Raw genomic sequence first — 20,989 nt, 5'->3', positions numbered from 1 at the left:
CGTGCGACTACCGCATTCAGAGGACGAAATGCGGGGGGTGTCAGGCGCGGTCGCGCACCTTGAGGGCCCAGGTCACCAAGGGGATTTGCAGGGGCACGCGGGCCCAGAAGGCTGCCCGCCAGTGCTTCGGTGCCTTGCGACGGTCGGCGTCGAGGGCCATCTTCACGTTCCCCGGCAGGACCACGACGAACAGCAGCGCGGCCGCGAGCCCGCCCAGACGTCGCGTCTTCGGGTTGGCCACCGCCGCGGCGACGCCCAGCTCGGCCACACCGGAGCCGTAGGTCCACGCGCGGGGGGAGCCGGGAAGCTGCTTCGGGATGATGGCGTCGAAGGGCTTCGGCTGGACGAAGTGCAGCACACCGGCCGCGCCGAGCACGCCGGCGAGGAAATACGCGGGCCGCTGAGACGGCTTGGAATCCGAAGACATGCCCTGAGCTTCGCATACCGCGCTCAAGGCGCGGATCTTCGGCTATCCTCGCGACCGTGAGTGACGCGGACCAGGCCGGAGCCTGTGCATGAGGGTTCTCAAGCGTTTCCCGGTCCGGCTGAGCGACCGCCCGGACCACGAGCTCGTCGGCGTGATCCGGATGCCGGAGCTGACGGTCAGCCCGCTGCGGGCCATCTCCAAACGGATCATCGGCGCGATGCTCGCCCTGCTCGCGACCGTTCTGATCGTCTACCTCGACCGAGACGGCTACCGCGACGCCAACGGCGACGGGCTCTCCTTCCTCGACAGCCTCTATTACGCGACCGTGTCGCTGTCGACCACGGGGTACGGTGACATCGCACCCGCGACACCGTCCGCGCGGCTGGTGAACGTGCTGGTGATCACGCCGCTGCGGGTGCTCTTCCTCATCGTCCTGGTCGGTACCACCCTCGAAGTGCTCACCGAGCGCTCCCGCCAGGCTTTCAAGATCCAAAAGTGGAGGACGAAAGTGCGTGACCACACGGTCGTCGTCGGATTCGGCACGAAGGGCCGGTCGGCGGTCAACGCGCTGCTCGGGGACGAGAACGTCGAACCCGATCACATCGTCGTCGTCGACACCGACCAGCAGGCCCTCGAAGCGGCCACGTCACTCGGCCTGGTGACCGTGCACGGCTCGGCCACCCGCGCCGACGTGCTGCGGGTCGCCGGCGTGCAGCGGGCCAAGGCCGTCGTCGTCGCCCCGAACCGGGACGACACCGCCGTCCTGGTCACGCTGACCGCCCGTGAGCTGGCGCCGAAGTCGCATATCGTGGCGTCGGTGCGGGAGGCGGAGAACGTCCACCTGCTCAAGCAGTCGGGCGCGAACCAGGTCGTGGTGTCGAGCGAGACCGCCGGACGCCTGCTCGGCATGGCGACGTCGACGCCGCTGGTGGTCGACATGGTCGAGGACCTGCTCACCCCCGAGTCCGGCCTCGCGATCGCCGAACGCCCGGTGGAGCCGTCCGAAGAGGGCGGTTCGCCGCGGCATCTGCCGGATATCGTGCTGGGTGTCGTCCGCGACGGCGTCCTGTACCGCGTCGACGCCCCGCAGGCGGACGCGATCGAGCCGGGGGACAAACTGCTGTACATCCGGAAGGTGACCTCCGCGGAGACGATCGAGCGGTAGCGGGGGACCTTTGCTACCACCCGCGCTGGACAAGCGGGCTCCTGGTCTGCCGCTGGCGTCACCTGCCCGGGTTCCTGTGTTTTGCCGCGAGGTTCTGGGAGCATGGCGTTCGTGCGCAAGCGATCGGACCCCGCCAGAGGGCTCACCCCGGGGTGGAACTCCCTGGCCGTGGCGGCCGGTGCCGGCCTGCTGGTGATCTTCCTGGCCTGGTTCGCCGGGCCGGGCCTGTTCGGCATCGCGAACGAGGCCCAGGGGACGAAGGTGCGGGCGGAGGTCGTCGAGCCCGCACCCTGCGCGGGCGGTGGCTCGACCGAGAAGGTCAAGTTCGAATTCGGCGGCAAGCCGATGGAGGGCTCGCTCAACGGCTGCGGTCACGGCAAGGGCGAGCGCCTCGAGGTCGTCGTCCCGGACGGTGCTTCGGGGGACTCGGTCGCGGTGCACGCGGCCGACGCGACGGTGGGAGCGAGCGACGCGCGGCGGCCGCTCGGGCTGGCGCTGTTGGTGTTCAGCTGCTTCGCGGGCGGAATGTACGTCTTCTTGGTGTTGCGTGGGCCGCGTGTGCCGGTGACGGCCTGACCCAAGCGGCTACTCGACGTGGTCGGTGGGCGCGCGAGTGAGGGGTGTGTGGACATAGAGACGTTCAACGTCTCGATTTCCGCACACCCCGTCGTGACCGGACCGGTCACGCGGGAACTGTGTGGATTTCTGGTCATCCAACGTCCCAAAATCCACACGGTCGGCGTCCTGGCTTGAAACTCACGCGCGAAACAGTCAGGAAACGGCGCTGGCAGGGGCCGAGAAGGTGTTGCAGTCGGCGATGCGGTTGTTGCTCGCACCCGCCCGCCACCAGGACGCGTAGTGCGCGTTCGTCCCGTGGTCCTGGCTGCGCGAGGTGTTGTCGCCGCGGGTCTCCTGGTCGTTCCAGGCCTTGTTGTACATGTCCCGGCTGACCGTGCCGCCCTGGTCGACGTGCGCGCCGAGGAACATCCCGGAGAAGCACTGTGCCTGGAGTTCCTTGCGCCGCGACATCTCCAGCCCGGAAGGGCTGTTCTGGCCCGCGTCGTAGATCTTCTGCCAGGCCGCGTCCATCAGGCCGGCGACCTCCTGCACGTGGTGCCCGTACTCGTGCGCGAAAAGGGCGAGGTAGACGCCGGGGTTGTTGCCGTACTGGTCGGTCTGAAGACCGCGGAACGGCACGTAGAGGTTGTTTTCGCAGTAGTACGCCGCCGTCGCGATGCCCACCTGGATCGTGCCGCATTCGGTCTCGAAGCTGGCCCCGGTCGGGAAGTGCAGTGCGGGCGGGGTGAACGGCAGGTCGTAGGCGTCGAGGAACGGGCCCCAGGCGTTGTCGAGGCATTTGCCCGCCGCCGTGAAGAACGCCTCGGCGGCCTGCTGGCTGCTCTGCCACTGCGGCAGCGTGCAGACGCGGTTCCGCAGGCCGGCGTTGGGGTCCTGGAGGATCGGGTGGTCGGCGAGCTTCAGGATCTTCTGCGGCCCGCTCGGCGAGGACGGTGCCCTGGACGGTGACGTCGGGAACGGGTTCGTCGAGGATGACGGCGACGAAGACCCGCTCGGCGGCAGTTCCGCGCGCGACGACGTGGCCGGGAGAGTGCTGTAGCCCGCGTTCGCTACGTGATCGGAGCCGTCACGATTGAGTGAAACGATCGCCACCAGGCCGAGGACCAGAACGGCGACCGCGCCGAGGCAGATACCGATGATCGCGCCCACGGACCGGCGTGGCGGCGGAGGCGGGAAGTGCTGCGGCGCTCCGTGCCACTGGGCAGGGTGCTGGCCGTGCACCGGCGGTGGCTGGACGGCGCCGCGTGGCGGCCACTGGCCGTGGGGCGGTTGCGTCATCAAGTCGGTCCCGGTGGTTCTAGGGGCGAACCGGGGGTACCCGGCCCGATGTTCAGCATAACGAGCTAACGGTGTCCCCACCCACAGCTCGGCTGCAGAGGGTATCCAGCGTGAGGCGAGCGGTCACCCATCGGTGTCGTCCCCCCAGCTCTGGCCGGGTGTCGGACCCTCTGGAAGAGTGGGCGCAAGCAACGTGAACGGGTAAGGGGCTGTCGCATGACGGAGACCGGCGGACCGTCCGGGCCTGGAGGCACCGAGACGCCGAAGCCGCAGGCGGGGGAACCAACACTGTCGCAGGTGGGGGAACCAACACTGTCGCAGGTGGGGGAACCAGCACCGTCGCAGGCGGACACACCGACACCACCGCGGGGGGAAGTACCGCCTTCACCGGCGCCGGAGCAGCAGTGGCAGTCCCCGTCCGGGGCGACGCCGCCGCCTTCCCCGCTGCCGTCGTACCAGCCGCCTCAGCAGCAGTACGCGAACTGGAAGGTCGGCCTCGGCAGGCCCGGCGTCATTCCGCTGCGTCCGCTGAACCTGACCGACATCCTCGACGGCGCGGTCACCGCCATGCGCAAGTACTGGCGGATGGTGTTCGGCGCCGCCGCGGTCACCGCCGTGCTCACCGCGGCCATCAATCTGGTCGGGTTGCTGCTGGTCGACACGACCGCCGACCTCGAACGGATGCGCGATCTCGGCCCGGCGGCCACCGATCAGGAACTGATGAACCAGCTGTTCGGCGTCCTCGGCGGGACGCTGGCGTCGTCGTCGATCAGCCTGGTCGCCACCTTGCTCGGGACGACGATCCTCACCGGATTCCTCACCGTGCTGATGGGCAGGGCCGTGCTGGGCAAGCCGGTCACGTTCAAGGAAGCGCTGCGTGAGGCGACGCCGCGGCTGCTTCCGCTGCTCGGCCTGACCGTGCTCTACACGCTGGCGATCATGGTCGCCGCGATCTTCTGCCTGCTGCCCGCGATCATCCCCTACACCTTCTGGGCGCTGGCCAGTCCGGCGTTCATCCTCGAACGCGGCACGGTGATGGAGGCGTTCCGCCGGTCGGTGAAGCTGGTGTCGGGGATGTTCTGGCGGGTCTTCGGCATCCTGCTGCTGGCCACCGTGATCTCGTCGTTCCTGGCTTCCATCATCACGATCCCGTTTAGTTTCAGCGCCTTCCTGTCGATTTTCGGCGATCTGGACCAGATGTACATCCCGTCGACCGGTGACCTGATCCTGCAGTCGGTGGGCACGGTGATCGCGCAGACGATCGTCGGCCCGTTCACCGCGCTGGTCACCGTGATCCTCTACATCGATCAGCGGATGCGCCGCGAGGGCATGGACATCGAGCTGGCCCGCGCGGCCGGGATCGCGACGCCGCCTCCGCCGCAGGCATGGTGACGCGCTTCCTCACCGAGGTCCCGGTCGACATCGACCGGGACACCGCCCGGCTGCGCGCCGCCGAGGAGCTTTCGGGCGAGGCGTATGAGGCCGCGAGACCGAGTTGGCTGTCCGAAGCGTTCAACTGGGTGGTCGAAAAGCTGTTGCGTTTCCTCGAAACGATCGACAGCGCGGTGCCCGGCGGGATCTTCGCCGTGGTGCTGCTGGTCGTCGTGCTGATCGTGGTCGTCGTGGTGGTCCGGCTGAAGTCCGGTCCACTGGCGACGGCGGCGAAGAGCGGGCGGGCCGTGTTCGCCGGGCAGCGCAAGGCGTCCGGCGAACATCGCAAGGCGGCCGAGGAGGCCGCGTCGCGGGGCGACTTCGACGACGCCGTCCGTGAGCGGTTCCGTGCCCTGGTGCGGTCCTTGGAGGAGCGGGCGCTGCTGGACGAGAAGTCCGGGCGGACCGCCGACGAGGCCGCCCTCGAAGCCGGACGGCTGCTTCCCGACGTCGCCGCTCCTTTGCGCGCGGGCGCCCGGTTGTTCGACGACGTCCACTACGGCGGGATCCCCGCCACGGAGGCAGGCTACCGCTCACTGTCCGAATTGGACGAAAGCTGCCGTCGTACCCGGCCCGTCGCCTTGGCGGCCGGATGACCTCGGTTTCGCCCGACGCCCGCCGGATCTGGCGCGGGGTGCGGCTCCCGCTCGCCGTCGTGCTCCTGATCGTGCTGACCGGGACGCTGCTCGTCCTGCTGCGGGGCGACCAGACCACCGGCGCGCTCGAACCGGGTTCGTACGAGCCCACCGGAAGCCGCGCGCTGGCGACCTTGCTGGAACGGGAAGGCGTCAAGATCCCGGTCGTGCGCACCGCCGCCGAGGCCAAGGGGGTCGCGAGGGGCGCGACGGTCTTGATCACTCAGCCCGAGTACGTGCCCAAGCGCGCCTTCACGGAGATCAGGCAGACAGCCGAGCACGTCGTACTGGTGCAGCCGAGCCCCGGCACGGTCGAAGAATTCCTTCCCGGCGTGCGGGTGAACGGCCAGGCCGAGACCGAGACCCGCGCGCCCGACTGCGAGGCGAAGGATCCCGTCGCGGCGGGGAACGCGACGATGGGCGGCCTGAAGTATTCGGCCACGCAGCCGAGGGCGCAGGAATGTTACGGCGGCTCGTATCTCGAGGTCCCCGGTCCACAAGGGACGGTGACCGTACTCGGCACCCCCACCCCGCTGACCAACGACTGGCTGGCCGACGAGGGCAACGCGGCGCTGGCGATGCGGCTGCTCGGCAAGCACGAGCGGCTGGTCTGGTACCTGCCGACGGCCGCCGATCCGTCGCTGGAGACCGAGCGGAAGCCGCTGTCCGAACTGATCCCGGCGGGCTGGTCGTACGCGGCGTTGCAGGCCGGGGTCGCGGTGGTGCTGCTGGCGCTGTGGCGTTCCCGGCGGCTGGGGCCGGTGGTGACCGAGCCGATCCCGGTCGTGGTCCGCGCGGCGGAAGCCACCGAAGGGCGGGCGAGGTTGTATCGCAAGGCGAAAGCCGCCGCGCACGCCGGGGAAACCCTGCGGGAGGCGGCCCGCGCGCGGCTCCGGCCGTTGCTGGGGCTCACCCGCGACGCCGAACCGGCCGCGCTGGTGGAGTCCGTCGCCGCGCGGACCGGCCGGGCGCCCGCGGAGATCGGCGCGCTGTTGTACGGGGACCCGCCCGGGGACGTGTCGGACACTGCCGCGCTCGTGCGGCTGGCGGACGGACTCGATGTCGTGGAACGAGAGGTGGAGCGGTCTTGAGTACCGAACAGTCCAATATGGACGCCGCGGCCGGCGCGCGGGCGGCGCTGATCGCGCTGCGTGCCGAGGTCGGGAAGGCCGTGGTGGGGAACGACGCGGCCGTCACCGGGCTCATCATCGCGTTGCTGTGCCGGGGGCATGTGCTGCTCGAAGGCGTTCCCGGAGTGGCGAAGACGCTCCTGGTGCGGGCGTTGGCGGCCGCGCTGGACCTGGAGACGACCCGGGTGCAGTTCACCCCGGACCTCATGCCGGGCGACATCACCGGTTCGATCGTGTACGACGCGCACAGCGGCGAGTTCTCGTTCCGCGAGGGCCCGGTGTTCACGAACCTGTTGCTGGCCGACGAGATCAATCGCACCCCGCCGAAGACCCAGTCTTCGCTGCTGGAGGCGATGGAGGAGCGTCAGGTCTCCAGCGACGGCAAGACGCGGCCGCTGCCCGACCCGTTCATCGTCATCGCGACGCAGAATCCGGTCGAATACGAGGGCACGTATCCGCTGCCCGAGGCACAGCTGGACCGGTTCCTGCTGAAGCTGACCATGCCGATGCCGTCCCGTGAGGACGAATTCGGCATTCTTTCCCGGCACGCGCAGGGTTTCGACCCGCGCGACCTGACCGCGGCGGGAGTCACGCCGGTCGCCGGGATCACCCAGCTCGACGCCGCGCGGCGCGCGGTCGCCGGGGTCACCGTGCGCCCCGAGGTGCTCGCCTACATCGTGGACGTCTGCCGGGCGACGCGGTCGCTGCCGTCCGTGCGGCTCGGCGTCTCCCCGCGTGGCGCGACCGCGTTGCTCGCCGCGACCCGGGCGTGGGCGTGGCTCGCGGGCCGCGACTACGCCACCCCGGACGACGTCAAAGCCTTGGCACGCCCGGCTTTGCGGCACCGGCTCGACCTGCGGCCCGAGGCCGAACTCGAAGGCGCGACCGCCGACGGCGTGCTGGACCGGGTCCTCGCGTCCGTGCCCGTTCCGCGCTGATGGCCGTCACCGGGCGGCTCGGGCTGCTGGCGCTCCTCGCGGCGCCGGTGGTCGGTTTCCTGCTGCCCTCATGGGCCGGGATCGGGCTTGCCGCCGCGGTGCTGCTTCTGTTGGTGGTGCTGGATGTCCTGCTCGCCGGGAGTGTGCGCAAGCTGAATTTCGCGCGGTCCGGCGCGACGTCGGTGCGGCTGGGGGAGGAGTGCGAGGTCACGCTCACCGTGGCAAATCCCACCGGCCGCCCGGTGCGCGCGTGGCTCCGGGACGCGTGGCCGCCCAGCGCCGGCGCGGACGACCGGCACCGGCTGACGTTGCCCCCGGGAGAACGCCGCGTCGTGACCACGCGGCTCTTGCCGACCCGGCGCGGTGACCGGATCGCGGCCAGGGTGACCGTCCGGTCCACCGGGCCGCTGGGGCTCGCCGCGCGGCAGGGTTCGCACGACGTGCCGTGGACCGTGCGGGTGCTGCCGCCGTTCCACAGCCGCAAGCATCTGCCTTCCCGGCTCGCGCGGCTGCAGCAGCTCGACGGCCGCAACGCGGTGCTGATCCGGGGCCAGGGCACGGAATTCGACTCCCTGCGCGAGTACGTGATCGGCGACGACGTCCGGTCGATCGACTGGCGGGCTTCGGCGCGCGCGTCCGACGTCATGGTGCGTACCTGGCGCCCCGAACGCGACCGGCGCGTGGTGCTGGTGCTCGACACCGGCCGCGTTTCGGCGGGCCGGGTCGGGGACGCGCCCCGGCTCGACGCGGCGATGGACGCGGCCCTGCTGCTGGCCGTGCTCGCCGCGCGGGCGGGCGACCGGGTCGACCTCATCGCCTACGACCGGCAGGTCCACGCCGCCGTCCAGGGATCGACGGAGTTGTTGCCCGCCTTGGTGAACGCGATGGCGCCGCTCGAATCGTCGCTGGTCGAGACCGACGCGCGGGGAATGGTCGCGGAGGTGCTGCGGCGGACCCGGCGGCGCGCGCTGGTCGTCCTGCTGACCGGGCTGGACGCGGCACCGCTGGAAGAAGGCCTGTTCCCGGTGTTGTCGAAACTGACCTCGCGGCACCAGCTGATGATCGCTTCGGTGGCGGACCCGCGGGTCGCCGAGATGGCGGCGGGCCGCGGCGACGCGGAAGCCGTCTACGACGCGGCCGCGGCCGAGCGGGTGCTGGCCGAACGGCGCCAGGTCACCGCGCGGCTGGCGCGGCACGGCGTCGAGGTCGTCGACGCGGTGCCCGAGGACCTGCCGCCGCGGCTGGCGGACCGGTATCTCGCGCTGAAGGCGGCCGGACGACTGTGATGTCGGGCTGAACCCGACGGAGTGGTGCCGGTTGGCGACGGGTGTCCCGGGCGGTTCGCGTGCTGTTCTTCGCGGTGATCCCCATGCTGCTGTCCGGGGCGCCCTTGTGCCGGCGGAACTCGAGTGCTGATTCTTTGGGGTGAGGCAAAGGGGCGGCGTGTTGTGAAAGCCACTTTCGCAACGTTGAAGGTTGCGAAAGTGGCTTTCACAACGTCCGCGAAACTAAGCCACCAGAGCGAAACTCGAGTAGTACTCGCCCAACGGATCCCGTGAGCCGCTCCGGTCGGGGCTGACCTCGGCGCCGACCCAGCCCTGGAACGCGCCCGCGTCGTCGATCACCTGCAGGAGCGGCCGCACGTGGCTGTTGCCGAGGTAGCAACCGTTGTAGGACAGGCATTCGCACCAGAACTCGTAACTGTTGCGCCGTCCGCCGAAGGCATCGCTCAGGTAGTAGAACCGCCTGTCGCCGGTGTCGATGATCTTCTGCGCGCACGCCGCGTGGCCGGGGCCGGCGGGGCAGCAGGAGGACGGGTCGCACCCGGAGTCGTACTGCACGAACCCGAGGCACGAGCCGTCGTCGCAGTTGTTCCATCCCGGACCGACTCCGAGCGCGCCACTGCCGCCCCTGGTCCAGTCGGTGATCGCGCGGCGGTTCACGCCCTGCCCTTCGAGCAGGTACGACCGCTGGGTCGCGCGGACCGAGCTCATCGGGGCCTTGCTGGTCTGCGCGAGGGAGGCGTTGCTGCCGTAGGCGATGCCACTGGTGATCGAGTAGTCGTCGCTCACCAGTCGCATCCGGCCGAGGCCCGGCCGTGGTTCCGAAACCGCCCACTTCTCCGCGAGGTTCACGGTCGTCGTGGTGCCGTTGACGGTGCTCTTCGTCCAGGTGATGGCCACTTGCCCGGAGGTCTCGGCGTAGGTGCCGGTGAAGTGGCCGTTCGGTTCACCGGTAAAGCCGGGCGCGGTCTTGATCGGGCAGTTGTTGCGGGGATTGGACCCCGGCGCCCAGTCGCCGCAGTAGTAGACGTCGCCGCTGTTGACCGGGACGGGGAAGTCCGCCTGGTTCCAGGTCCAGAAGTTGTGCGCGACGGTGTTGTCGGCCGGGTTGAACACGAGGTAGCCGAGGCGGACGTAGTTGCGGTCGGCGTCGGTCCGGAATCCGCCGACACTCACCACCCAGTTCTGTTTGCCCGACGGCGCGGATCCGGTCTGCGCCTGGGAGGCGCCGACGAGGAGCGTCGAGGCGAGTACGGACAGGACGACGATCGCGAAGCCGCGTAACCGATTTCTCCCCATGAAAGGAGCTAACCAGGTCAGCCCGCTTCCGGTCGAGAATCTCCAGCGTATCGCCAGTCGACATCACCCACTTCGCCCGCTTTCGCGGCCTTGCGCCCGACGACGAACACGTAAAGTAAGAACGCGACCTCCGCGATTACTCCAATGCCGATCCGAGCCCAGGTCGGCAGGCCCGACGGGGTCACGAAACCCTCGATCACACCGGAGATCAGCAGTACCACGGTCAGCCCCAGCGCCATCACCACGACCGAGCGCCCCTGCTCACCGAGCGCCGCCGTCCGGGAACGGCGGCCCGGGTCGATGACCGTCCAGCCGAGCTTCAGCCCCGTCCCGGCGGCGACGAACACCGCGGTCAGCTCCAGCAGGCCGTGCGGCAGGATCAGGCCGAAGAACACGTCGAGGCGCCCGGCCGAGGACATCAGCGCCGCGCCGATCGCGAGGTTCAGCGAGTTGGCCCAGAGCGCGTAGATCACCGGGACACCCAGCACCACACCGAGGAACAGGCAGGTCGCGGCGACCCACGCGTTGTTGGTCCAGACGCGCGCGGCGAAGGAACCCGCCGGATCGGACGAGTAGTACGTCTCGTACTTCCCGCCCGGCGCCGTCAGGTCCCTGAACTCCTCCGGCGAGGCCAGCGACGCGAGCACCTGCGGGTCACCGGCGATCCACACCGCCGCGATCGCCATCACCGCGATCGACGCCGCCGCCGACGCCAGCCACCAGCGCCGGCTCAGGTACAGCGCCGCCGGGAACCGCTGGGTGAAGAAGAGGCCAATCTCGCGCCAGGCGGGACTGTGCGAACCGGTGACGGCCGAGCGGGCCTTCGCGACCAGGCCGGACAACTGCGCGACGAGCACGGGATCGGGCGCGACCGAGCGGATGATCGAAAGATGCGTCGCGACGCGCTGGTACAGCGTCACCAGCTCGTCGGCGTCCTGGCCGCTGAGTTTCCCGGCGCGGCCGACGAGGTCACGCAGCCGGTTCCATTCGGCCTGATGCGCGGCGACGAACACGTCCACGTCCAACTCGGAGCCCTCCCGGCGATCGTCCTTGGTGGCCCAGCCTATTCGTCACTACGCTTGCCCGGTGGAACAAGAGTCCGAACTCGTCACCGGCGAGGCCGTCGTCCTGGACGTCCGCGCGGCGAAACTGGCCAGCCGCGGGCTCGCCATGATGCTCGACGTCGCCCTCCAGCTCATCGCACTGGTCGTCGCGATGCTCGTGCTGAGCCAGGTCGCCGCGTTCGGTGACGAAGCGCTGGCACTGACCCTCTTCCTGGTGACCGTCGTGCTGATCATGGTCGGCTACCCGGTGACCTTCGAGACGCTGACCCGCGGCCGCACCCTCGGGAAGATGGCGCTCGGCCTGCGGGTGGTGCGCACCGACGGCGGCCCGGTGCGGTTCCGGCACGCGCTGGTCCGCGGGCTCGCCGGGTTCTTCATCGACTTCTGGGCGCTGGGGATGCTCGGCGTCGTGGCGGTGGTCACGTCGCTGCTGTCGCCCAACGGCCGCCGCGTCGGCGACTATCTCGCCGGCACGCTGGTGATCCGGGAACGCATGCCCGCCGCCAGGACGCCGTACGTCGGGATGCCGCCGCAGCTGGCGCACTGGGCCTCGCAGCTGGACCTGACCCGGCTCTCGAACGACCTCGCGCTGGCCGTCCGGCAATACCTGAGCCGGACGAGCGAGCTTCGTCCCGAAGCTGTCGAAGCGCTCGGATACGGGCTCGCACAGCAGGTCGCGGCCGCGATCGGGGCGCCGGTGCCGCCGGGGGTGCCGTCCTGGGCGTATCTGTCGGCCGTGCTGGCCGAGCGACGGCTGCGGGATCAGGCGAAGCTGCAACCGGCGGTCCAGTACGGGCCCGCGCCGGTGCCTGCCGCGCCGGGACATCCGGCCGCGCCTGGGCAGGCGTATCCGCAGGCGGCCGTCCAGCCTGGGCAGGCCGCTCCGGTCGCCCAGCCGGAAGCTCCCTCAGCGCCGGTTCCCGAGAACCCCTTCGCGCCGCCGGGCTGACCCGCGCTCATCGTGAAATGGCCTCGCGAAGCCTTCACGTGGGCCGAAACGTCACCGCCCCAAGTCCGTGAAGGGCTCCTTGAGGGACCCAGAGTCCCTCAAGGAGGCCTTCACGGACTTCTCAGGAAACGTCGGCCGACTTCGCCGACCAGGTGTTGCACTGGAACATCCGGTTCTTCTGCGCGCCGTGCTGCCACCACGAGATCGCGTGCGCGTCGGAGCCGTGGTCGCGCGGGCCGCCGTTGTGGTCGCCGCGGTCCTGCGAACCCCAGGCGTCCCGGTACATCGCCTGATCGACCGAGCCACCGCGGCCCACCGTCGAACCCAGGAACGTCCCGGAAAGACACTGCGCCGAAAGCTCGTTGCGCCGCGACATCTCCAGACCCGCCGCCGAGTCGGTGCCCGCTTCGTAGCGTGCGGACCAATAGGCCTCCGAAATACCGGAAAGCGCCTGGATGTGGTGCGCGTACTCATGGGCGAAAAGGGCCAGATAGACCCCCGGCCGGTTGCCGTACTGCGGGACCTGGAGGCCTTCGTACGGCATGTAAAGCGTCTCGTTCTGCGAGCAGTAGAACGCCGCGACCGAACCGTTGCTGGCGTCACCGCAGGGGCTCGACCAGTTCTTGCCGGAGGGGTACTTCACGGTCGGGACCCGGAACGGCAGTTTCGTGTAGTTCATGACCTGCTGCCAGACGCTGTCCAGACAGGGCCGCGCGCTGTCGAAGAAGGCCGCCGCCGCGTCCGGGTTGTTCGCCCAGCGCGCGAGGTTGCACGGCTGGTTCGGCAGGCCGACCTGGGAATCGAGCCACAGCGGGTTGTCCGCCAGCTTCAGGTGCGGCCGCGGGCCGGACGGCGCGCGGCTTGCCGACGTCTCGCGCGTCGAGCCCGTCGAAGTCTCGCGTGAGGCGGTCGAATCGCGCGAACGGGTGCTCGTGGTCGACGTGTCGCTGGCCGTGGTGGTCGTCGTGTAGTCCGAAGAGGAGGTCGTCGGATAGCTCGAGTATCCGACGTCCGCGACGTGGTTCGAGCCGCCGTTGGCGATCGTGACCACCATGAGCAGGCCGCCCATCAACGCCATCAAGGCCACGATCGCGACCGCCGCGATGACCCCGCCGTTCGACTTCTTGGCCTGGTATCCCCCGTAGGGCGCGAACGCGGGCTGCGCGAAACGGGGACCGTACGGAAGCCGCGGCGGGCCGACGGCGCCGGGCCGGAACGGGACCGGCGCGCCGATCTGCGGCGGCGGCAGCGGGGCCGCGCCCGGCGGGGGCAGCGGTATGCCGCCGCTCGGCGGACCCGGCCGGAACGGCGGCGGCGAAACCGGCGGCCGGGGACGACCGGGCGGGACGGGACCCGGCCGGTTCGGCGGAGGCATCGGCGGGCGACCGCGCGGCGGCAGCGGACGCGCGCCCGGCGGCGGGAGCGGACGGCCACCCTGCGGCGGCCGCGGTGGTCGCGGTGGCGTCGGTGGCGGAGTCGGCCGGCGCCGCGGATCAGGCGGGCCGGGCGGCTGCTGGTTCATCGAGTGGATCCCCCATGCGTTCGGCAACGCCGTTCGCCCAGGTGGCGGATCCGGCGTTTCGGCGGTCAGCATAGATCGGCTGCCCTAGAGTGTGTGGCTGTGTTGACGAAATGGGGGACGGCGGTCGTGGCCGTCGCGGCGAGCTCGGCCTTGATGGCCCCGCCGTCGGATACGAACGTTCCGGAGGCGCCCGCGGCGGGCCCTTCGTTGACGAACGCGCCACAGTTGCCGAAGCCGCCGCCGATCGGCGCGCGCGGTGAGCTCGGGCTGCTCCAGCCGCCGGGCGGCGCGGCCGCGAAGGTCGCGGTGAAGGTGGAACGCGACGGTTCGGTGTCGATCACCGAGCAGGTCACCGTCCCGGGTGGACAGCACCTCGTCCGCCGGATTCCCTTGAAGGTTCCCGCCGGTGAGGAGCAGGACCGCGTGTACGCCGTCCGCGACGTCTCGGTCGAGGGCGCGGGAAGAACGGAGTCGAACGGCGAGCAGCTGGTCGCGACCTTCGACGGTGGCGCGGCCACCCTCAAGTACAAAGTGGACGGTGCGGTCGCGGACGTCGACGGCGCGCAGCAGGTCCGCTGGCAGGTGGCGAGCGGCTGGGACGGCGAGTTATCCCGGGTTTCCGCTTCGTTCAGCGCGCCGACGCGTGAAACGCCCACAGTGGACTGTTTCGCCGGGCCGCTCGGTTCGGACAGGCAGTGTTCGCTCGCGGAGACCGACCACAGCGGCGTCGTCCGCATCGAGCAGGACAAACTCCCGGCGGGAGAACGGGTCGACATCGCCGTCCAGCTGCCGGCGGGCACGGTACCCGCGAACGCGCGGTTCGAGCAGATCGCCACGGTCGGCGGCGCGTTCGCCCTCACCACCCTCGCCGGCCTCGGTTTCGGGGCGTTGGCACTCATCCTGGTGCTCGGCGCGCTCGCCATCTGGCTGTTGCGCCGTCGCGACAAGGGCGCGCTGACCGCGGGCACGGGCCCGGTCGACGTCCTCATGCGAGAAGGCGATCGGGTCTCGTTCGCCTCGCCCGACGGTGTCCTGCCGGGACAGGTCGGCACGGTCGTCGACGAGACGGTCGACGTCGTGGACGTCAGCGGCACGGTGGTCGACCTCGCGGTCCGCAACTACCTGTGGATCGCCGAGGTCCGCGGCGCGGGCACGGTCGACTGGCAGATCGCGCGCCGCAACGCGCCGGACGAGCACCTCGCCGCCTTCGAACGCGAGATCTACACCGCGATCCTGCCCGAGGGCACCGATTCCGTGCTGCTGTCGGAACTTCGCGGCCGCGGCACCGTCGATCTCCGTGTCGCGGGCGAGGCGATGTACGCCGACGTGGTGCGCCGGGGCTGGTTCTCGCGCCGCCCGGATCAGGGCAAGAGCAAACTCACGTGGGCGGGCATCGGCCTGATCGCGCTCGGCCTCGTGGGCACCGCCGTCTTGACGTTCACCGCCGGGCACGCGCTGCTCGGCGTCGCGGCCGTGCTCGCGGGAGTCGCCGCGCTGCTGGGCGCTTCGTGGGTGCCGCCGCGGACCTCGCGCGGCAGGCGTCTGGTCGGCCAGGTGCGCGGGCTGCTCGAGTACCTGCACACCGTCAAGGTCGCCGACCTGCCGGTGGGGGACCGGGAAATGGTGTTCTCGCGGTCGCTGCCGTACGCCATCGTGCTCGGTGACGTCGAGCGCTGGCTCCGGACGTTCGAAGGGCTCGACCCGTCGGCGGACGGTTCGGCCGGGCTGTACTGGTTCGGCGGCCTCGAAGGCGATCGGGACCTGCGCCGGTTCGCCGCGCACCTGCCGTCGTTCCTGTCCGCTTTGGACGGTCTGCTCGCCGAATCCGGGCACCTGCGCTCCATCCGCCCCGAACCGGTCCCCGCCTGACGTGAACACGCGCATTTCGTCCTCTGAATGCGGTAGTTGCACGCGCAAGTACCGCGTTCAGAGGACGAAATGCGTGGTGTTGGCGGTGCTCGCCTTGCTGGTGCTGGGGGCGGCACCGGCGGGGGCACAAGGCGAACCGCAGCTGCCCTCGCTGCCGAACAGCGCGGAGATCTCGCTCAAGGTGGAACGCGACGGCGCGCTCTCGGTCGTCGAGGCGGTGTCCGTGCCGAGCGAGGCGACGATGACCCGCCGGATCCCGCTCCGCACCGCGGCCCCGCACGACCGTGACCGGATCATCGGCATCCGTGACGTCGTCATCGAGGGCGCGGGCAACGCCGAGCTGACCGACACCGAGTTGACCGTCAAGCTCAAGGGCGGAACCTCGGTCGTCCGGTACACAGTGGACGGTGCGGTCGCCGAGGCCGACGGCCTGACCCGGGTGAGCTGGCAGCTCGCGGGCGGCTGGGACTCCCGGCTCGAACTCGTGCGAGCCAGTTTCGCCGCACCGTCCGTTCCGAACGCGGTCACCTGTCACGCCGGGCCCGAGGGGTCTCGCGCGCGCTGCGGCGCCGCCCAGATCGCGCATTCCGGGCTGACCAGGTTCAGCCAGCAGAACCTGGCCGCCGGGCAGCGGATGGAGATCTCGGTCGAACTGCCCGGCGGGACCGTCCCGGCGAACGCGCGCCTGGAGCCGTCGAAGACCTTCGCCGGAGCGTTCGTGCTCACCGCTCCGGTCGGGTGGGCCTGGTTCGGCTTCGCGCTCGCGCTGGTCGCGGCCGCGGTGGCGTTGGTCCTGCTGCGGAGGCGGGACGAGCACCCTGGCGACGCGCTCCCGGTCCGGCTGCTCACCGGGAAAGCGTTCTCGTCACCCGACGGTGTGTTGCCCGGCCAGGTCGGGACCGTGCTCACGGGTCGCGCCGACGCCGTCGATCTGGCCGCGACGGTCGTCGACCTCGCCGTCCGGAACTACCTCTGGGTGAGCGAGGAGCCCGGCGAGCTGACCCGCTGGCGGCTCGTCCGCCGCAATCCGCCGGACGACCAGCTGACCGCTTACGAACGCGCCGTCTTCGACGCGCTGCTGCCCGGCGAACGCGAGTCCGTGCTGCTGTCGGAGATCCAGTCGGCGCAGATCGGGATCGAGACCGTGCGGGCCGCGCTGGACGACAGCGTGGTCGAACGCCGCTGGTACTCGCGGCTGCCCGGCAGGCTGACCCCCGTCGGCCTGCGGATCTGCTTCTACGGTCTGTTCCTCACCGTCCTGCTGGCCCTGACCGTCGGCTACGCACAGCTCGGGCTGATCGTCATCGCCGCGGGTGCGGTACTCGCCGTCGCCGCCCGGTGGCTACCGGTGCGCACCGGCGCCGGCGTCGTGCTGCACCGCCGCCTGCTCGGCGTCCGTGACGCGCTGCTGGCGACCGAGGCGACGGCAGTCCCGAAGCTCGAACGCGAGGTGCTCCTTTCCCGGGCGCTGCCGTACGCGCTCGCTCTCGGCGAACAAGAACAGTGGGTCGACGGATTCGCCGCGCTCAAGGGACCGCCCAAGATCTACTGGTACGGCAAGGAAGATGGCGATGAAGTCCCGATCGGGCGGGTGAGCGACTTCACGGCCGCGCTAGTGGGAACCTTCGCCGCGACCCGACAGGGTCGTCGCCTGGAGGCCTGAGTAGCCCGTAGGGTGGTGCGCATGGCCGATCCCGAGCTTGTCCGATTCACCCTCGACAACGGTCTGCGCGTGGTGCTCGCGCCCGACGCGACCGCTCCGGTGGTGGGTGTCAGCGTCCACTATGACGTGGGCTTCCGTTCCGAGCCCGAAGGGCGCACCGGTTTCGCGCACCTCTTCGAGCATTTGATGTTCCAGGGGAGCGAGAGCCTGGAGAAGCTCGCGCACTTCCGGTACGTCCAGTCGAGTGGTGGCAGCTTCAACGGCTCCACCCACCCGGACTACACGGACTACTTCGAGGTCCTCCCCGCCGCGGCACTCGAGCGCGCCCTGTTCCTCGAAGCGGACAGGATGCGGGCGCCGAAGCTGACGCAGGAGAACCTGGCCAACCAGATCGACGTGGTCAAGGAGGAGATCCGCCTCAACGTGCTGAACCGGCCGTACGGCGGGTTCCCGTGGATCACCCTCCCGCCGGTGCTGTACTCCACGTTCCCCAACGCGCACAACGGTTACGGCGGTTTCGAGGATCTCGAACAGGCCACCCTGGACGACTGCGCGGCCTTCTTCGACACCTACTACTCGCCCGCGAACGCGGTGCTGACCGTCGCCGGTGACTTCACCGTCGAGCAGGCCCGCGAGCTGATCGAGAAGCATTTCGGCGACGTGCCGCACCGGCCCGCGCCCGAGCGTCCGTCGTTCGCCGAGCCCGCCCCCGCGGGTGAGCTGCGAGGCGAGCAGGTGGACCCGCACGCCCCGCTGCCCGCGGTGGGCGTCGGCTACCGCATGCCGGATCCGATCAACGACCTCGACGGCTACCTGGCGAACCTCGTGCTCGCCGGCGTGCTGACCGACGGCGACGGCTCCCGGCTGCAGCAGCGCCTGGTGCACCGCGAGCCGCTGGTCGTCGACATCGGCGCGGGCGCCGGGCTGTTCGGGCCGTTCGAGGCCCGCGACCCGGACACGTTCACCATCACCGCGATCCACCCGCCGGACGTGAGCACCGACCAGGTCCTCACCGCGCTGGACGAGGAACTGGAGAAGCTGGCGGCCACGCCGCCGGGAGACCAGGAGATCAAGAAGGTCACCGCGCGCTGGGCCGCGAGCCTGCACTCCGAGCACGACAAGCTGGTGTCCAGGACGCTCGCGCTCGGCTCTTTCGAGCTGCTGTACGGCGACGCTTCGCTGGTGTACCGGCTCGCCGAGAAGATCTCGGCGATCACCGGAGAGGCCGTTTCGGCGGCGGCGAAGGCGCTGCGGCCGGATTCGCGCGCCGTGCTCGTCGTCCGCCCGGGTAGTGGATCTTCAGACCAGGAAGGTACCGAGCAGTGAGCGCACCGCACCGCACCGCCGAGGAGATCGGCCGCACGGCCACCGGGCCGCGTCCGGTCCCTTCGCTGGGAACACAGCGCGCCGCCGCCGATCTGTCCCATGTGGACACGAAGCTGAGCAACGGGCTGCGGGTGCTCGCCGTCCGCAAGCCCACCGTGCCGCTGGTCGAGCTGCGCGTCTGGATCCCGTTCGCCGGTGACGACAAGCTGCACCCGGCCACCGCCGAGGTGCTGGCCGAAACCCTGCTGACCGGCACCGCCCGCCGCGACCGCATCGAGATCGACGCCGACCTGGCGCTGATCGGCGGCGACCTCGCGTCCGGCGTCGACCCGGAGCGCCTGATCATCACCGGTACTTCGCTGGCCGACGGCCTGCCGACGATGCTCGACGTCCTCGCCGACGCGCTCACCGGCGCGTCGTACGCGGACGCCGAGGTCGAGCGGGAACGCGAGCGGCTCATCGAGCGGATCGCCGTCTCTCGCACGCAGCCGAGGACGATCGCCCGTGAGGCGCTGCAGAAGCACCGCTACGGCGACCACCCGGCCGTGCGCGAGGTCCCGCAGGCCGAAGATGTCGCTGTCGTGACGCCAGAACAGGTTCGGGCGCTGCACCAGGCTTCGGTGCTGCCGCGAGGATCCGTGCTGGTGATCGTCGGCGACATCGACCCGGAGACCGTCATCGGCGATCTGGAGAAGGCGTTCGGCGGCTGGGCATCGGACCGCTCCGCCGTCCGCCTGCCCGTGCTGCCCGACCTCACCGGCGGCAACGTCCTGCTGGTGCCGCGGGCCGGTGCCGTGCAGTCGCAGATCCGGCTGTCCGCGCAGAGCGTGTCGCGCACGGACCCGCGGTACCCGGCGCTGCAGCTGGCGAACCTCGTGTACGGCGGGTACTTCTCGTCGCGGCTGGTCGAGAACATCCGTGAGGACAAGGGTTACACCTACAGCGCGCACTCCGGGTTCGAATTCACCGACCAGACCGCCGTGGTGAACGTCGACGCGGACACCGCGACCGACGCGACCGCCGCCGCGCTCATGGAGACGCGGTACGAGCTGGCCAGGCTCGGTCTCGTGCCGCCGACCGCCGACGAGGTCGAGTCGGTGCGGCAGTACGCGATCGGTTCGCTGGTCACGGCGGCGTCGTCGCAAGGCGGCCTGGCCGCGCAGCTGTCCGCGCTCGCCGCGACGGGGCTGGGCGTCGAATGGCTCGCCGGGCATCCGGAGCGTCTCGCCGCGGTCACCGCCGAAGAAGTGGCGAACGCGGCGCTGGAGTTCTTCGCGCCCAAGCGGTTCACCGGGGTCGTCGTCGGCGACGCCGACGTCCTCGCGCCGAAGCTGACGGCGCTGGGGGACGTGACCGTCGGGGAGCCCTCCTGATGGAGACACCGTTCGGGTTGGGGGCGCTCCCGACGCTTTCGCGCTCCACCGCGGACCGTCAGGAATCCTTGCGCACCAACCCGGACAGGCTCGCCGAGCGCTGGCCCAACGCCCGGATCGTGCTGCTCGACGAGCACGCGCGCACCCCGGTGGCGGAGGGTTCCGGCACGCTCGCGACCCGCAAGTCGCAGGACTTCGGCACCGAGCCGCCCGCCGACGCGGTCTTCCTGGGGGAGTGGCAGGGCACCGACTACTGGTCGATGCCCGGCCGCCCCGCCGGGGAGACCGAGACCGTCGAAATGGCGGGCAGCTGGGGCGTCGTCGAACAGGTCCAGCGCCGCGACGGCGAGATCTGGGTCGACCTGCGCGGCTACGGCGACCTGCTCGACGACGCGTCGGCCGGGCTGTTCACCACCGCGCAGGCGCTGCAGGCCTGGCGGCGGCAGGCGAAGTTCTGCACGCGCTGCGGCAGCCCGACCGAGCTGATCCAGCTGGGCTGGGCCAGCAAGTGCGGCGGCTGCGGCCGCGAGGAGTACCCGCGCACCGACCCGGCGGTGATCTGCCTCGTGCACGATGACGCCGGCGTCAACGGGGAGCACGTCCTGCTGGCGCGGCAGCCGATCTGGCCGTCGGACCGGTACTCGATCCTCGCCGGTTTCGTGGAGGCGGGCGAGTCGCTCGAAGGATGTGTCGAGCGGGAGATCCGCGAAGAGGTCGGCGTCGAGGTGCGCGATGTGCGTTATCTCGGCAGCCAGCCGTGGCCGTTCCCGCGGTCGATCATGCTCGGCTTCACCGCTCGGGCCGACATCTCCGCTCCGCTGGTGCCGGCGGAGGGCGAGATCGAAGAGGCGTTCTGGGTTTCGCGCGCCGAGGTGCGGGCCGCCTTCGCGAACAGTCAGCTGCGGAACGCGGGCGCCGTGCCGACGCCGATCGCCGGCGGGACGCGGCAGCTGGTGCTGCCGGGGAATTCGTCGATCGCGCGCGTGATGCTGGCGGCGTGGGCCGGCGTCTGACTCCTGGTTCCCCATGTCGCGGGAGCAAGGGACCTTTGCTACCAC

The 20,989-nt window shown here is 70.6% G+C and carries 18 protein-coding genes; 13 read left to right on the top strand and 5 right to left on the bottom strand.

The window, feature by feature from the left end:
- Nucleotides 1-40 precede the first annotated feature (40 nt).
- Nucleotides 41-427, bottom strand: a complete 387-nt coding sequence (locus ACLJQ7_RS40745; RefSeq protein WP_410653530.1) for a hypothetical protein — start codon at nt 425-427, stop codon at nt 41-43.
- An 88-nt stretch (nt 428-515) separates the two neighbouring features.
- Between ACLJQ7_RS40745 and ACLJQ7_RS40740 the strand changes: the two genes are divergently transcribed.
- On the top strand, nt 516-1,592 hold the full coding sequence (locus tag ACLJQ7_RS40740; RefSeq protein WP_410653529.1) for a potassium channel family protein: 1,077 nt from the start codon (nt 516-518) through the stop codon (nt 1,590-1,592).
- A gap of 168 nt (nt 1,593-1,760) precedes the next feature.
- The gene (locus ACLJQ7_RS40735; protein ID WP_410653558.1) at nt 1,761-2,168 is read left to right on the top strand and encodes a hypothetical protein; all 408 of its coding nucleotides are present in this window, start codon (nt 1,761-1,763) and stop codon (nt 2,166-2,168) included.
- 195 nt (nt 2,169-2,363) lie between these two features.
- Here the strand turns inward: ACLJQ7_RS40735 and ACLJQ7_RS40730 are convergent, their stop codons facing one another.
- Entirely contained in the window at nt 2,364-3,449 is a 1,086-nt protein-coding gene (locus tag ACLJQ7_RS40730; RefSeq protein ID WP_410653528.1) for a neutral zinc metallopeptidase, read from the bottom strand.
- A 216-nt stretch (nt 3,450-3,665) separates the two neighbouring features.
- Between ACLJQ7_RS40730 and ACLJQ7_RS40725 the strand changes: the two genes are divergently transcribed.
- Genes ACLJQ7_RS40725 through ACLJQ7_RS40705 form a run of 5 tightly spaced genes read left to right on the top strand, consistent with a single transcriptional unit; the run spans nt 3,666 to nt 8,869 of the window.
- Nucleotides 3,666-4,841: a hypothetical protein gene (locus tag ACLJQ7_RS40725; protein WP_410653527.1), complete on the top strand. Its 1,176-nt coding sequence runs from the start codon at nt 3,666-3,668 to the stop codon at nt 4,839-4,841.
- Nucleotides 4,835-5,476, top strand: a complete 642-nt coding sequence (locus tag ACLJQ7_RS40720) for a DUF4129 domain-containing protein (RefSeq protein WP_410653526.1) — start codon at nt 4,835-4,837, stop codon at nt 5,474-5,476. The genes ACLJQ7_RS40725 and ACLJQ7_RS40720 overlap by 7 nt, the downstream gene beginning before the upstream one ends.
- The gene (locus tag ACLJQ7_RS40715) at nt 5,473-6,606 is read left to right on the top strand and encodes a DUF4350 domain-containing protein (protein ID WP_410653525.1); all 1,134 of its coding nucleotides are present in this window, start codon (nt 5,473-5,475) and stop codon (nt 6,604-6,606) included. Before ACLJQ7_RS40720 ends, ACLJQ7_RS40715 begins: the two co-directional genes overlap by 4 nt.
- A 17-nt stretch (nt 6,607-6,623) precedes the next feature.
- On the top strand, nt 6,624-7,583 hold the full coding sequence (locus ACLJQ7_RS40710; RefSeq protein ID WP_410653557.1) for an AAA family ATPase: 960 nt from the start codon (nt 6,624-6,626) through the stop codon (nt 7,581-7,583).
- Nucleotides 7,583-8,869, top strand: coding sequence for a DUF58 domain-containing protein (locus tag ACLJQ7_RS40705; RefSeq protein ID WP_410653524.1), 1,287 nt, complete (start codon nt 7,583-7,585; stop codon nt 8,867-8,869). Before ACLJQ7_RS40710 ends, ACLJQ7_RS40705 begins: the two co-directional genes overlap by 1 nt.
- Nucleotides 8,870-9,091: 222 nt before the next feature.
- Here the strand turns inward: ACLJQ7_RS40705 and ACLJQ7_RS40700 are convergent, their stop codons facing one another.
- Nucleotides 9,092-10,165, bottom strand: coding sequence for a hypothetical protein (locus tag ACLJQ7_RS40700; protein ID WP_410653523.1), 1,074 nt, complete (start codon nt 10,163-10,165; stop codon nt 9,092-9,094).
- A gap of 17 nt (nt 10,166-10,182) precedes the next feature.
- Complete coding sequence (locus ACLJQ7_RS40695; protein ID WP_410653522.1) at nt 10,183-11,190, bottom strand: stage II sporulation protein M; 1,008 nt, start codon at nt 11,188-11,190, stop codon at nt 10,183-10,185.
- Between the two features lie 61 nt (nt 11,191-11,251).
- Here ACLJQ7_RS40695 and ACLJQ7_RS40690 point away from each other — a divergent pair, with 61 nt between their 5' ends.
- Nucleotides 11,252-12,178, top strand: a complete 927-nt coding sequence (locus ACLJQ7_RS40690; RefSeq protein WP_410653521.1) for an RDD family protein — start codon at nt 11,252-11,254, stop codon at nt 12,176-12,178.
- A gap of 121 nt (nt 12,179-12,299) precedes the next feature.
- Here ACLJQ7_RS40690 and ACLJQ7_RS40685 read toward each other — a convergent pair whose 3' ends face one another.
- Nucleotides 12,300-13,553: a neutral zinc metallopeptidase gene (locus tag ACLJQ7_RS40685; RefSeq protein ID WP_410653556.1), complete on the bottom strand. Its 1,254-nt coding sequence runs from the start codon at nt 13,551-13,553 to the stop codon at nt 12,300-12,302.
- Between the two features lie 246 nt (nt 13,554-13,799).
- Between ACLJQ7_RS40685 and ACLJQ7_RS40680 the strand changes: the two genes are divergently transcribed.
- The 5 genes from ACLJQ7_RS40680 to nudC all read left to right on the top strand — a co-directional run bounded on the left by ACLJQ7_RS40680 (nt 13,800) and on the right by nudC (nt 20,944).
- Nucleotides 13,800-15,569: a DUF2207 family protein gene (locus tag ACLJQ7_RS40680; RefSeq protein WP_410653555.1), complete on the top strand. Its 1,770-nt coding sequence runs from the start codon at nt 13,800-13,802 to the stop codon at nt 15,567-15,569.
- 73 nt (nt 15,570-15,642) lie between these two features.
- Nucleotides 15,643-17,232, top strand: coding sequence for a DUF2207 family protein (locus ACLJQ7_RS40675; protein ID WP_410653520.1), 1,590 nt, complete (start codon nt 15,643-15,645; stop codon nt 17,230-17,232).
- 21 nt (nt 17,233-17,253) lie between these two features.
- Nucleotides 17,254-18,558 (top strand): M16 family metallopeptidase, encoded by a 1,305-nt coding sequence (locus ACLJQ7_RS40670; protein ID WP_410653519.1) that lies wholly within the window; start codon nt 17,254-17,256, stop codon nt 18,556-18,558.
- Nucleotides 18,555-19,931, top strand: coding sequence for a M16 family metallopeptidase (locus ACLJQ7_RS40665; RefSeq protein WP_410653518.1), 1,377 nt, complete (start codon nt 18,555-18,557; stop codon nt 19,929-19,931). The genes ACLJQ7_RS40670 and ACLJQ7_RS40665 overlap by 4 nt, the downstream gene beginning before the upstream one ends.
- Nucleotides 19,931-20,944, top strand: coding sequence for an NAD(+) diphosphatase (nudC, locus tag ACLJQ7_RS40660; RefSeq protein WP_410653517.1), 1,014 nt, complete (start codon nt 19,931-19,933; stop codon nt 20,942-20,944). Before ACLJQ7_RS40665 ends, nudC begins: the two co-directional genes overlap by 1 nt.
- Nucleotides 20,945-20,989: the final 45 nt, after the last annotated feature.

It is taken from the genome of Amycolatopsis sp. cmx-4-54 (genome assembly GCF_046548895.1).
In the GTDB taxonomy this organism is placed as follows: domain Bacteria; phylum Actinomycetota; class Actinomycetes; order Mycobacteriales; family Pseudonocardiaceae; genus Amycolatopsis.
Note: the sequence above shows the minus strand (reverse complement) of the source record. Positions and strands in the feature narration are given on the sequence as shown.